The 13,283-nt window shown below is 31.9% G+C and carries 15 protein-coding genes; 9 read left to right on the top strand and 6 right to left on the bottom strand.

What is annotated here, in order from left to right; translation table 11 throughout:
- Window positions 1–11: 11 nt before the first annotated feature.
- A complete protein-coding gene (locus tag WHD54_RS05850) occupies window positions 12–785 on the top strand; it encodes a DUF1566 domain-containing protein (protein ID WP_088323919.1) in 774 nt (257 codons plus the stop codon).
- Between the two features lie 81 nt (window positions 786–866).
- The gene (locus WHD54_RS05845) at window positions 867–1,961 is read left to right on the top strand and encodes a collagen-like protein (RefSeq protein ID WP_088323920.1); all 1,095 of its coding nucleotides are present in this window, start codon (window positions 867–869) and stop codon (window positions 1,959–1,961) included.
- Window positions 1,962–2,209: 248 nt separating this feature from the next.
- Here the strand turns inward: WHD54_RS05845 and WHD54_RS05840 are convergent, their stop codons facing one another.
- Complete coding sequence (locus WHD54_RS05840; protein WP_088323921.1) at window positions 2,210–2,908, bottom strand: zinc metallopeptidase; 699 nt, start codon at window positions 2,906–2,908, stop codon at window positions 2,210–2,212.
- A 148-nt stretch (window positions 2,909–3,056) separates the two neighbouring features.
- Between WHD54_RS05840 and WHD54_RS05835 the strand changes: the two genes are divergently transcribed.
- The 6 genes from WHD54_RS05835 (at window position 3,057) to WHD54_RS05810 (ending at window position 7,431) form a co-directional block, all read left to right on the top strand.
- A complete protein-coding gene (locus WHD54_RS05835) occupies window positions 3,057–4,094 on the top strand; it encodes an asparaginase (RefSeq protein WP_088323922.1) in 1,038 nt (345 codons plus the stop codon).
- 234 nt (window positions 4,095–4,328) lie between these two features.
- Complete coding sequence (locus tag WHD54_RS05830; RefSeq protein ID WP_088323923.1) at window positions 4,329–5,051, top strand: MotA/TolQ/ExbB proton channel family protein; 723 nt, start codon at window positions 4,329–4,331, stop codon at window positions 5,049–5,051.
- Between the two features lie 12 nt (window positions 5,052–5,063).
- On the top strand, window positions 5,064–5,525 hold the full coding sequence (locus WHD54_RS05825; RefSeq protein ID WP_088323924.1) for a hypothetical protein: 462 nt from the start codon (window positions 5,064–5,066) through the stop codon (window positions 5,523–5,525).
- Window positions 5,526–5,529: 4 nt separating this feature from the next.
- The gene (locus WHD54_RS05820; protein WP_088323925.1) at window positions 5,530–6,156 is read left to right on the top strand and encodes an ExbD/TolR family protein; all 627 of its coding nucleotides are present in this window, start codon (window positions 5,530–5,532) and stop codon (window positions 6,154–6,156) included.
- An 18-nt stretch (window positions 6,157–6,174) separates the two neighbouring features.
- Entirely contained in the window at window positions 6,175–6,636 is a 462-nt protein-coding gene (locus tag WHD54_RS05815; RefSeq protein WP_088323926.1) for an ExbD/TolR family protein, read from the top strand.
- A gap of 117 nt (window positions 6,637–6,753) precedes the next feature.
- Window positions 6,754–7,431, top strand: a complete 678-nt coding sequence (locus WHD54_RS05810) for a porin family protein (RefSeq protein WP_088323927.1) — start codon at window positions 6,754–6,756, stop codon at window positions 7,429–7,431.
- Here the strand turns inward: WHD54_RS05810 and WHD54_RS05805 are convergent.
- The 4 genes from WHD54_RS05805 to asnS are packed head-to-tail and all read right to left on the bottom strand — an operon-like array spanning window position 7,426 to window position 11,326.
- On the bottom strand, window positions 7,426–8,028 hold the full coding sequence (locus WHD54_RS05805) for a hypothetical protein (RefSeq protein WP_233130993.1): 603 nt from the start codon (window positions 8,026–8,028) through the stop codon (window positions 7,426–7,428). The two genes, WHD54_RS05810 and WHD54_RS05805, sit on opposite strands and share 6 nt — an antisense overlap.
- Window positions 8,028–9,485, bottom strand: a complete 1,458-nt coding sequence (gene rpoN / locus WHD54_RS05800; protein ID WP_088323928.1) for an RNA polymerase factor sigma-54 — start codon at window positions 9,483–9,485, stop codon at window positions 8,028–8,030. The genes WHD54_RS05805 and rpoN overlap by 1 nt, the downstream gene beginning before the upstream one ends.
- Window positions 9,486–9,872 carry a hypothetical protein gene (locus tag WHD54_RS05795; RefSeq protein ID WP_143744257.1) on the bottom strand — a complete coding sequence of 129 codons (387 nt, stop codon included), beginning with the start codon at window positions 9,870–9,872 and terminating at the stop codon, window positions 9,486–9,488.
- A 20-nt stretch (window positions 9,873–9,892) separates the two neighbouring features.
- Window positions 9,893–11,326 (bottom strand): asparagine--tRNA ligase, encoded by a 1,434-nt coding sequence (gene asnS / locus WHD54_RS05790; protein WP_088323930.1) that lies wholly within the window; start codon window positions 11,324–11,326, stop codon window positions 9,893–9,895.
- 139 nt (window positions 11,327–11,465) lie between these two features.
- On the opposite strand from asnS, the gene WHD54_RS05785 reads away from it, so the two are divergent.
- Window positions 11,466–12,512 carry an ATP-binding protein gene (locus WHD54_RS05785; protein ID WP_088323931.1) on the top strand — a complete coding sequence of 349 codons (1,047 nt, stop codon included), beginning with the start codon at window positions 11,466–11,468 and terminating at the stop codon, window positions 12,510–12,512.
- Here the strand turns inward: WHD54_RS05785 and WHD54_RS05780 are convergent.
- Complete coding sequence (locus WHD54_RS05780; protein WP_088323932.1) at window positions 12,507–13,235, bottom strand: LuxR C-terminal-related transcriptional regulator; 729 nt, start codon at window positions 13,233–13,235, stop codon at window positions 12,507–12,509. The two genes, WHD54_RS05785 and WHD54_RS05780, sit on opposite strands and share 6 nt — an antisense overlap.
- Window positions 13,236–13,283: the final 48 nt, after the last annotated feature.

The following is a 13,283-nucleotide window of genomic DNA, read 5'->3' as shown; positions in this document are numbered from 1 at the left end:
TATCATTAGAAATGCAACAGATTTATAAAAATGAACTAGAAATTGAAGTTAAAACAAAAAGCTTTGATTATCAATTAGACCCCAATGTTACTTCGTTAGCATTATTGTATTCTACCAGTTCAAACCCAATTCCATCTAATTCTGAGGTTTCAAATTTAAATCTCGATGAATTTAACAATTATAATAGTTTTCAATTAAATCTAACGAATTTAAAAAGCGATACCCGTTATTATTTTCGTTTGATCATAAATGATAAATTTATTTCTCCTAATGCAGATATTATATCTGAGAAAACTTACTCTTTAGGAATTGGAGATACCCACGCAGGAGGTATTATTACATACATAGCACAGCCTTATAATGATGACTATATAGAAAATCAATTTCATGGCTATGTTGCTGCTACCGAAGATATTGGGGTTTCTGCACCATGGGGATGTGCAGGTACAAGTATCTCGAATATGATTACTGGTGGTACTCATAGTAGCACTAAATCACAAAATACGGCTCTACTTGCAGGATGTACAACAAGTGGTATTGCAGCTAAAATTTGTGCAGATTGGACGTTTAACGGGTATTCAGATTGGTTATTACCATCTAAAGACTTGCTTAGCTCATTTAGAGATGGTAGAGTTAAAGATAAACTTACGTTTTCAAATGAGTTTTATTGGTCTGTTACAACGGTTTCAAATGATTTAGCATGGGCATCAAACCCAACTACTGGAAAGTTTGAAAAACTTTCTAAAAGTAATAGTTACCGTATTAGAGCAGTAAGAAAGTTTTAATTTCTTTCGGTAAAAATTATAAACAACCTTATAGATTAATAGTCTATAAGGTTGTTGCTAAAAATTAACAACCCCATACCTATGAAAAAAATTATTTTATGTATCGCGTTAGCTTTATGTAGTCAATTTGGTTTTACCCAAGCTCCCGAAAGCATCAGTTACCAAGCTGTAATACGCAATGCCAACCAAGAGTTGGTTGCAGAAACTACTGTTGGTGTACAAATAAGTATTTTACAAAGTACGGCTACTGGTAATAGTGTATACACAGAAACCCACGCAGCAACTACCAATACCAATGGTTTGTTAAGCATTGCTATTGGTAACGGAACTACTACCGATAATTTTGCAAGTATAGATTGGAGCCAAGGTCCGTATTTTATAAAAACAGAGACCGATTTGGCAGGAGGCAGCAATTACACCATAACAGGTACTAGTCAATTGCTAAGTGTGCCTTTTGCGTTGTATGCTAAAACGAGCGGAAGTCAATTACCTGGGCCTGAAGGAGAAAAAGGTGCTCCTGGTTTAGACGGTATAAATGGTAAAGATGGAGAAAACGGACTTAGTGCCTACCAAATATGGTTAAATTTAGGAAATACCGGTACTGAAATCGATTTTATAAATTCTTTAAAAGGACCTCAAGGAGAGGAAGGTCCAGAAGGTCCAACAGCACAAGTACACCTTACCCAAGCGTTTATACCGAAACATCCAAATTCTACCGAAAGACTAAGTTTAGCTTTTGTTACAGCCACTACAGGTCCGAGTAGTTATTCGGGAGGCGCCTCTCCACCAGAGCAAGTATATGATTACGATATTTTAGATTCTGATGGAAATTCTATTTTTACCGATGATGTAGCCCTTAAATCGCCTGATAATTCAAAAGAGTTTCGTGAAGTTGAAACTAATTTAAAAATTGCACCAGCATCTTATAGCGTAGTAATCATAGGAAGCTCTGAAGATGAACCTGTGGCAACAGCTAGCGTAGATATTTGGGTGTCTGATATAGTATCAGATACAGAGAGCACTATTTTTACTAGGATACTATACCAATTTTCTTGGTCGGCATCCAAAGAATGGATATTCGAGCGTTGGAGAGAAAACGGAGGTAGCTTTACTGGCACTAATTACCCTAAGGGCATTCCACTTTTAATTAATGCCAATCATACTATTAAGCCTTAACAATTTGTAGATTTTAGCAGTGTAATTGGGTTAATTTTCTGATAAACCGATTATTTTGTCTTGTTAAAAAAGAAGACGCTTTTAAAGGCCAAAAAGTTTTCTGTAATAAAAAGGGACATCGAAATAATCGAAGTATTTACTTATATAAAAAGACCTTTTAAGTTTTAAAACTTAAAAGGTCTGAAGTTATGTAATTACACGAATAATTTTATAAAACCATTGGTAAAATATCAAAAACATCTACAATGCTAATCTCTATTTCCTAGTACCTGAAGCCCCCAATACAAAAGCATTGCTAAAGACCCAAGCGCAGCTACCAAGTAAGTTCTAGCGGCCCATGTAAGTGCATCTTTAGAGCCTGCAAACTCCTCTCTAGTAAGCATATTTTTGTTTTTTAGCCAAGCCAATGCTCGGTTACTAGCATCATACTCTACCGGAAGTGTTATAAAGCTAAATAAAGTGGCAAAACCCATTAAAATTAAACCAGCTACGGCTATATAAAAACCTATGCTTGTAGCGTTAGAGGCAGCACCTAAAATTAAACCGCCAATTACCAACCATTGCGAAAACTTAGAAGAAATGCTTACAATTGGCACCAATTGAGAACGCATTGTAAGGTAGTTGTAAGCAGTAGCATGTTGTACTGCGTGGCCACACTCATGTGCAGCAACTGCAGCCGCAGCCGCATTTCTTTGGTTGTAAACTCCCTCACTTAGGTTTACGGTTTTGTTCTGCGGATTATAATGATCGGTAAGCATGCCCGGAGTAGAAATTACCTTTACATCATAAATACCATTGTCTGCCAGCATTTTTTCGGCAATTTCTGCACCACTCAATCCATTTTTTAAATGCACTTGAGAATATTTTTTAAATTTACTCTTTAGCTTATTGCTTACCAACCAACTTACTAAAGAAATTACCCCAATTAAAATATAAAATCCCATCATAATTTATAAAGTTTTAAAATTGTATGTCGTTTTTGTTTGATAAATTTACAACATAAATTATTCCAATGTATTTTTTTGATGAAAAATTTGAGGATTGTCAGATTTTTTAAAAAGAAAATGATTTCGTTTCAGAGAATTTAATGACAAAATGACAAACAAACCTACTATTCTTATTATATACACAGGCGGTACTATTGGTATGATAAAAGATTATTCTACAAATGCTTTAAAAGCATTTGATTTTAGTCAGATTGTACAAAAAATACCAGAGTTACAACAATTAAATTGTACCATTAAAAGCATTTCTTTTAAAGAGCCTATAGATTCTTCTAATATGAATACGTCTTATTACGTGGCTATTGCCGAAATGATAGAAAATAATTACGATACGTTTGATGGTTTTGTGGTTTTAACAGGTTCCGATACCATGTCTTACATAGCCTCTGCGCTAAGTTTTATGCTAGAAAACTTAACAAAACCTATTATTTTTACAGGCTCTCAATTGCCTATTGGCGATTTAAGAACCGATGCAAAAGAGAATTTAATTACTTCTATAGAAATTGCAGCTGCTCGTAAAAACGGCCAACCAATCATTTGCGAAGTGTGTTTGTATTTCGAATATAAATTGTATCGTGGCAACAGAACCACAAAAATAAGTGCAGAACATTTCGAAGCTTTTGCCTCTATGAATTATCCGCCATTGGCAGAAAGTGGTGTGCACTTAAATTTTAATGAACACCATTTGTATGTTCCTAAAAATTATCAAAAAAAACTAATTGTTAGAAAAAAACTAGAAACCAATGTTGTAATTTTAAAACTGTTTCCTGGAATTACCCAGGCAGTTGTTGCATCAATATTATCAATAAAAAATTTAAAAGGCGTTGTTTTAGAAACCTATGGCGCTGGAAACGCACCAAATGAACAATGGTTTTTAACACTTTTAAAAAACGCTATTAAAAAAGGAATAAAAATTATAAATGTAACACAATGTTCTGGCGGTAGCGTTATTTTAGGTCATTACGATACAAGTGTGGGGTTAAAAGAAATTGGGGTAATTGGTGGTTTAGACATTACAACAGAGACTGCCATTGCTAAATTAATGTATCTTTTAAGCGAAAATTTATCGGATGACGAGTTTTCGAGTTACTTTAATAAATCGATGCGAGGCGAGCTTACCAATAGATAATTTATTGTGTTATAAATGAGGAGGTAATAAAAATAAATAGCCATTTTTCATAAAATTAGATGAAATTTTTTTTTTAATGTTCAACTATTTTTTGTTACTTGCCATCTTAAATCACATAAATAGCAGTTTTGTATTTTTATACTTTGGTAATTAAAATAAAAAAAATGTGTTGTTTATTTGAAATGAAAATTTATATCTTTAACCCATAACTATTAAAAATTAATTACAACAAAGATGAAAAAAGTAGTAAATGTCCTATCTGTAACAGGATTCATGTTTTTTGGAGCTATTCAATCAACGTTTGCACAAGAGGCAGCAGCAGAAGCAAAAACTTTTCACCAAATCTTAAAAGAGAATTTTATTGATGGTGGCCCAGGATTTATGGGAATTGTATTAGTAGCCTTAATTTTAGGTTTAGCGATTGCAATAGAAAGAATTATTTATTTAAACTTAGCCACTACCAATACTAAGAAATTAGTTGCAAGTGTAGATGAAGCATTAAGCTCAGGAGGCGTAGAAGCAGCAAAAGAAGTTTGTAGAAATACAAAAGGACCAGTTGCATCTATTTTTTACCAAGGTTTAGACAGAGTAGATGAAGGTGTAGATGCCGCTGAAAAAGCAGTTGTATCTTACGGTGGAGTTCAAATGGGACTTTTAGAAAAGAACGTATCTTGGATTTCTTTGTTTATCGCACTAGCACCAATGTTAGGTTTCATGGGTACTGTAATTGGTATGATTGGAGCATTTAACGATATTGCTGTAGCAAACGATATTTCTCCTGCCGTAGTAGCAGGTGGTATTAAAGTAGCCTTATTAACTACAGTATTTGGTTTAATTGTAGCGATTATTCTTCAAATTTTTTACAACTACATTGTTTCTAAAATTGATGGAATTGTAAACAACATGGAAGATGCGTCTATTCAATTAGTAGACTTATTAGTAAAATATAAAAAATAAAAAACTAGTTCAATGAAAAGCAATAAAATATTAAATATTATTATAGCTATTGTTGCATTAGTTGGCGCTTTTCTTTTCATAAAAATATTTATGGAAGATGCAGAAGCAATAGAAACTGATGTAGCACTACAAAATTCGGTAATTAGTCCAATAATTTATTATTCGACAGCGTTACTAATTGCAGCTATAGTAATTGCAGTAGTACTTTCTTTGTGGAGTCTTATTAGAAATCCAGAGAATTTAAAGAAAACATTATTAGGTCTTGCAGCGCTAGGCGTTTTATTACTAGTTGCTCACTTCATGTCAGATTCTGAGGCAGTTTATAACGCAGCAGGAAAGATTAGTGAAGGAGGAGAAGCAGGTTCATCTGTTAACAAATGGGTTGGAACCGGTATATGGTACAGCGTAATTTTAGGAGGAATAGCTTCTTTATTTTTCGTGTTCGATTTAGTAAAAGGACTTATAAAATCATAAAAGTATGGCAAGAAGAGAGAATCCAGAAATTAATGCAGGTTCTATGGCAGATATTGCCTTCTTGCTATTAATTTTCTTTTTAGTAACCACCACCATGAATGTAGATTCTGGGGTTTCTAAAAAGCTATCAGAAAAACCACCACCAGACTATGTACCTCCTATTATTAAGGAGAAAAATATCTTTGAGGTAAATATTAACAGAAATAACGAACTTCTTGTAGAAGGAGAACGTATGGAAATTAAAGATATTAAAGATGCTGCTATTGCTTTTATAGACAATGGCGGTGGAGAAGGTAAAGTAGAAGATGGTGTGTCTACTGGCCCATGTGACTATTGTAAAGGTGAAAAAAGTCCTACGTCTTCAGATCACCCAAACAAAGCAGTTATTTCGGTTCAGAGCGACCGAGGAACAGAATATGACACTTATTTAAGAGTGCAAAACGAATTGATAAAAGCATATTCTGAATTGCGTAACAGACTTTCTAAAGAACGTTACGGAATCCCTTTTGCTGAGTTAGAAGAGTCTTATAAAGACGATAGAACAAACACAGAACTAAAGAAGAAAGTAGAAGATATTAAGAAAAGCTATCCAGAAATTATTTCTGATGCAGAACCAACATCTTCAAATTAATTTTAAAAACACAAGAATATGTCTAAATTTGGAAAAAAGAAAAAAGGAATGCCAGCAGTAAATACTGCGGCTTTACCAGACATCGTTTTTATGTTATTGTTTTTCTTTATGGTAACTACAACCATGAGAGAAACAGATTTAAGATTAGAAAACCCTAGGCTACCAAATGCTACTGAAGTAAAAAAACTAGAGCACAAAAGTTTGGTAAGTACTATATATGTTGGTAAGGCTAAGGAGGCTAAATATGGAGATAGTTACAATAGAATTCAATTAAATGATAAAATTGCGACGGCAGATGATGTACCAGCTTTTATTATTAATGAAAGATCTAAAGTATCTGAAGCGGAGGTTCCGTTTATGACAACTTCTATTAAAGCTGATAAGAAATCTAACGTAGGTACTATTATCGATATTAGATTAAAGTTAAGAGACGTAAACGCTCTAAAAATTAGTTATTCAGCATCGAAAGGAAACGAGTAACTTACAATATTTTTATACAAAAAGGATAATTCTTAAGAATTATCCTTTTTTTTTTGATATTTTTTATGTGATGCTACTACTCGAAAATATGTATCTTTATATTTTATGAGTTATTTTATGAAATTTTTTTGTTTACTTTTTTTGCTGTTATTTTCTCTACAAATCTTTTCTCAAAAAGATTCTTTAAAGCTTGGAGATTATTATGCAGATGACCAATTATACGCATCAATTACTTATAGCCAGTTAAGTAATCAGCCTAAAGGTATTTCTAAAAGTAACTTTTCTTATTCATTGTCTGCAGGTTTTATTAAAGACTTTATACTAAATACTAGTGGTACAATTTCTGTTGCTGCTGGAGTAGGATATGGGTATGATTTTTTTAATCATAAACTAAAAGTAGAGAATCTACCTAATGCAACAACGGTGTTCTCTTCAGATAATACCATTTCAAATAATATTTTTACGAGTCATAATTTAGAGCTTCCTTTAGAAATTCGTTGGCGAACATCTACCGCTAATAAATACAGTTTTTGGCGTGTTTATACTGGTATTAAATTCTTATACAACTTTTCAAACACCTTTAGTTATACCGATGCTAACAATGCTAATTTCCGTTTTACCAATATTAATGCATTTAATAAATGGCAATATGGTTTAACATTGTCTGCGGGTTATGACGAGTTTAATATTCATGTGTTCTATGGTTTAAGTCCTATTTTTAAAGAGGCTACTTTGCAAAGTCAATCTATAGAGACTTCAATATTAAAATTCGGACTCGTTTTTTACTTTTTATAGCAGATAAAAAACTGCAAACGGAGTTATTACTCCTATAAAGAAACCGATGTAAACTTCACTAGCGGTATGTGCCTTCAAATACAATCTAGCATTTCCTACTAAACCACTTATTAGTATAAAAAATATAATAATAAGCGCTATTTGTAGATTGTAAATTTTACTCATTAAAATAAAAAAACTAATAGTTATACCTAGAGAAAGTAGATGTATACTCGCTTTTATTTTAAAAGCAAAAAGAAGGTAGCAAATAATAAGGGCATAAGTTGTAGCATAAAATAATAAGCCAATATCTCTAGTTACATAGCCGTTGTAAAAATAATTTCCTAGTAGATAGAAAAGTAGAACCATAATGGCTACAGGAATTTTTCGCTCTTTTATAGTGCTTACATGGTAGCTATTTATAATTTTAACTTCCTTTAAAAGCAATAAAATTAATACCGGAATAATGTAAGTAGTTGTAAATATTACACCAATTAATGCTAGCTTTTGATTGTTGTTAAAGCTGTTGGGTATGCTTAGAAAATAGGTAAGAATACCTACCGTTGGTATGACCACCGGATGAAAGATTACAGCAAGTATTTTATATAATTTTTCCACTACATTTCTTTACGCAACCTAGCTACAGAAATATCTAATTGCTCTCGGTATTTAGCTACAGTTCTTCTTGCAATTGGATATCCTTTTTCTTTTAAGATAGACGCCAATTTTTCATCTGTTAATGGCTTTTTTTTATTTTCTTCTGCAATAACAGTTTCAAGTATTTTCTTTATTTCTCTTGTAGAAACATCTTCACCTTGGTCGTTTTTCATAGATTCTGAGAAAAACTCTTTAATTAATTTCGTTCCGTAGGGTGTAGATACGTATTTGCTATTGGCTACTCTAGAAACGGTAGAAATATCCATTTGAATTTTGTCGGCAATGTCTTTCAGAATCATTGGTTTTAGCTTTCTTTCATCGCCAGTTAAAAAATAGTCGTATTGATAATGCATAATGGTATTCATGGTAACCAATAGTGTTTGCTGACGTTGTTTAATTGCGTCTATAAACCATTGTGCTGCATCTAACTTTTGTTTTATAAAGAACACTGCGTCTTTCTGAGATTTGGTTTTTAACGTCGATTCTTGATATCCCTTTAACATGTTATTATATTCTCGAGAGATATGCAATTCAGGTGCATTTCTGGCGTTTAATGTTAAATCTAGTTCACCATCTATAATTTTTATAGAAAAATCGGGAACTATTTGCTCTGCCATTTTGTTGTTACCAGCATAAGAACTGCCTGGCTTTGGGTTTAGTTTTGCAATTTCTTTATTAACCTCTTTCAGTTCTTCTTCAGTTATTGAAAACTTTTCTTGTAATTTTTTGTAGTGCTTTTTTACAAAATGATCAAAAGCATTTTCTAGAATTTCAATAGCTAAACTTCTCGTTCTTGTCTTTTCTTTTGCCTTTAGTTGAATAATTAAACATTCTTTTAAATCTCTAGCTCCTACACCCAAAGGGTCTAAAGAATGAACTACTTTTTTTAAAATAGTTACTACCTTTTCTTCGGTAGTAAACACGTTTGCAGTAAATGCCAAGTCATCTACCAAATCTATAATATCTCTTCTGATATAGCCACTATCATCTATACTTCCTACTAAAAATTCTGCGATAGCAGCCTCTTCCTCATCTAAACTAAAAGTACTTAACTGATTTTTTAAAGATTGATGAAAACTAGTGCCTGCTGCATACGGAACATTTTTTTCTTCGTCATCTGAAGAATAGTTATTAGCATGTATTTTGTAGTTTGGAATTTCATCATCGCTTAAATATTCATCAATATTTATATCATCAGCATCTATTTTTTCTGTACCAGTGTCATCATATTCATTCGACAAATCATCGTCTAAAGAATCTGTAGCTTCTTTACCAGTATCTAGTGCAGGATTTTCTTCTATTTCTTGTTTTAAACGTTCTTCAAATGCTTGTGTAGGCAATTGAATTAACTTCATCAGCTGAATTTGCTGTGGAGATAATTTTTGTAATAGCTTATATTGTAAACTTTGTTTCAGCATTTATTCTTCTTTTAATTTACCTGAAGAGTAGAAATATGTTTTATTTTGATGAGAAATCGAACCCGTATTTTTGCTTATAGTTATAGGGTATTTAGAGTTTTCTATGAGCATTTTTTTTGTTGTGAAAAACAGTGTTCCGTTTTTATCTTGTATCCCTTGTAAATTGGTATTTACGTTTTTTATAACATACAGCTCATTTTCTATATTTCCTACCAAAATGTGCTCTCCATTCTTATAAATTTTAGGAACATTTGTATTGTTTTCGGAAATTATAGTTTCAGTAGTAGCTGGTGCTACAGTTTCTATTGCTTCTACCACTTGTTGCGCTATAAAAATATTAGATTTTAATAGCACAATAATAAGAAGATAGTATTTTAGGGATTTCATTTTGTGTACGTATTTATTGGTTAGAACTCTGCATTTTGTGGTGTTCTTGGAAATGGTATTACATCTCTAATATTTGCCATACCTGTAGTAAATTGAACTAATCTTTCAAAACCTAAGCCAAAACCAGCATGAACAGCAGTACCAAATTTACGCAAATCTAAATACCACCAAAGTTCTTTTTCATCAATATTCATGGCTTTCATTTTTTCTAGTAATACATCGTAACGTTCTTCACGTTGGGCACCACCTACCATTTCACCTATTCCAGGAAATAGAACATCCATTGCTCTTACCGTTTTTCCGTCTTCATTTAAACGCATATAAAATGCTTTTATGTTTGCTGGATAGTCAAATAAAATAACCGGGCATTTAAAATGTTTTTCTACTAAGTAACGTTCATGCTCAGATTGTAAATCTGCACCCCATTCATTTATTAAATACTGAAATTTTTTCTTTTTATTTGGTTTACTATTTCTTAGAATATCTATAGCTTCTGTATATGAAACTCTTTTAAAGTTGTTTTCGGTAACAAATTTAAGCTTTTCAATTAGCCCCATTTCACTCCTTTCTGCTTGTGGTTTGCTTTTTTCTTCTTGTGAAAGCCTTTGGTCTAAAAACTCTAAATCGTCTTTACAATTTTCTAAAACATCACCTAAAACATTTTTTATAAAATCTTCTGCTAAATCCATGTTTCCATCTAAATCCATAAAAGCAACTTCAGGTTCAATCATCCAAAATTCTGCTAAATGCCTTGTAGTATTTGAGTTTTCTGCTCTAAATGTTGGCCCAAATGTATATACTTTACCCAATCCCATGGCATACGTTTCGGCTTCTAATTGACCAGAAACGGTTAAGTTTGTTTCTTTACCAAAAAAATCTTTAGAGTAGTCTATTTTACCCTCTTCTGTAACCGGTGCTTTATTGTCTTCAAAAGAAGTTACACGAAACATTTCTCCTGCTCCTTCTGCATCAGAACCCGTAACTATTGGGGTATTTACGTAGTTAAACCCATTTTCTTGAAAGTATTTATGAACAGCAAAAGACAGTTTAGAACGAACTCTCATAACTGCACTAAATGTATTAGTTCGAACACGTAAATGAGCATTTTCTCTCAAAAATTCGAAGCTATGTTTTTTGGGTTGAATAGGATATTCATCTGCATTAGAATCTCCTAAAATTTCGATTTCTGCAACTTGTATTTCTACGGATTGCCCTTTCCCTTGGCTTTCTGCTAAAATTCCTTTTACACAAATGGCTGCTCCAGTAGTTATTCTTTTTAATATTTCTTCTGGGGTATTTTCAAAATCGATTACGCATTGTATGTTGTGAATAGTAGAGCCGTCATTTAATGCTATAAAACGGTTGCTTCTAAAGGTTCTTACCCATCCATTTATTGTTATTTCTTGTAAAACTTTCCCTTTAGCTAGTATCTCTGCTACGTTTATCTGTGTCATTATTTTCTTTTATTTGTAGTGTTTTAAAAGCGATATTTAAAGTGTAAAGATACTTTTTTTGTAGGAAATATGAATACTATTTTTAATGCGTAATCTTTGTATAAAAAATAGTATCTTAATCAAAAAAAACATTTAGGTTATGAAATACAACATCCCTTTTTCTAGAGTTTTAAAACAGTTAAAAGATGACCTTATTGGCAAAGATGCACACAGAGGAATTACGTTAACCTATGCTTGGTTAGCAAATCAGTTTGGGCATTTTTCACTAGGTTTTATTCCCGCATTCTTACTACATCATTTTACTAATTTAAATGGTTTTTGGGCAGCCTTTTATGTAGTTGTTTTTTGGGCTGTTTTTGAAGCATATAATTTTTTAGGACCCCTTTTAAGTAAAAGAAATTCTAGGAATAATACCATTTTTATTCCCAAAAAAAACACCTATACTTTTGCACCAAAATGGCATAATTTAGCTTTTGATACTTTTACAGATATTTGCTTTTTTGCACTTGGTGCTTTTGTATTTGGCTTATTGGTAGACAGGGTAAATAGTACCACTATTACTTATATTATCATAATTTTATGTGCTTTTTTGTTTTTTGCCATTAGATACTGGTACATTACAAAAATGTATCAGTTTTATGCACGTTTTCCTTTTCAATTTAGATTAAGCCAGTGGGATTTTCCCATACATAAAACTCATAAAGATATAGTAGATGATTTTTTAAATTTAAATGTATCGTCTGGTAAACATTTATTGATTTCTGGAAATATTAGCACCGGAAAAACAAGTTTAGGAATTGGTATTTTAAATGAGTTAAGCATAAAGCACAATTCTTGTTTGTATGTAAATGCTATTAAAATGTATAATCATTTTTTTAATGAAGAGGAAGAACTACTAGAGAGTCATGAAATTTGGAATTGGAAAACCACCAATTTTTTAATGATAGATGATATCAACCCCAGTGAGCCAATTCATGATGAGCTCATTTCTCCAGAAAAATTAATGAGTTTTATAGATACTTTTACAGCTATTAATACCAAAAACAGAGCTTTATTAAAAGGGAAAAATGTTATTTGGGTACTTGGAAATTCTCAAGAAAACATGCTGTCCGATAAAAATAAATGGAAAAACATGTTAATAGCTATTGGTATAGATAACCAAAATATTAGTTCTGTAAGCTTATAAAATGTGGTTGTTGTATGCAAAGCTAATTAGGTGCGGCAAACTTTTAACATTAAATCTTTTATATAGCGGAAAAATTCTTTTTTCTATAGCAGACTGGCTCACATTCAGTTTTGTTGCAATTTCTTTAAACGCATATCCTTTTGCGGCCAATTCTAAGGCTTCTATTTCTTTTCTAGAAATACCCAACTCGTTAAATAATTCTTTATTCAAAGATTCTTCGAAACCAGAAGATTTAGGGCCATAAGCAGCATACTGCATTATATTACCAAGCTTTCTAGAGTGTATTTTTTCTGAAATACCAATGGCTTCGGTAAATTTACCATTTTTAGATTTGTATATTCCTACTCGAGATAATACAGGAACTATGCTACCATCTTTGTGAAGTTTTTCTACTTCTATAGTAAAACTATATTGTTCTAAATCCTTTTTTACAGTACTTAAAAATTCTAGTGATTTGTTATTAATTTCGGCAGTAAATTTTAAGTGTCTTTCTGAGGTACTGCTAATAATTTTTTGAAGACTTATTTCATCATCTTTATATCCGAGTAATCTTTCCCAACCATCAGCAAATAACATTCTTTTTTTTTCAAATGAATAAATATACACTGCCTGACCAATAAATTGAGGTATTTTTTCTTTGTATTCTTCGTAAACAGGGTCTTTAATATCATACGGAATGTCTGATACCATTATTTTAGTAAATGTGTCGTAATCTCTGTTCATGAAACAAAAATAACAAAAACTGTGTAATAACACAGTTGATAACAACAT

Origin of the sequence: Polaribacter tangerinus (assembly GCF_038024095.1) — a bacterium.
In the GTDB taxonomy this organism is placed as follows: domain Bacteria; phylum Bacteroidota; class Bacteroidia; order Flavobacteriales; family Flavobacteriaceae; genus Polaribacter; species Polaribacter tangerinus.
Note: the sequence above shows the minus strand (reverse complement) of the source record. Positions and strands in the feature narration are given on the sequence as shown.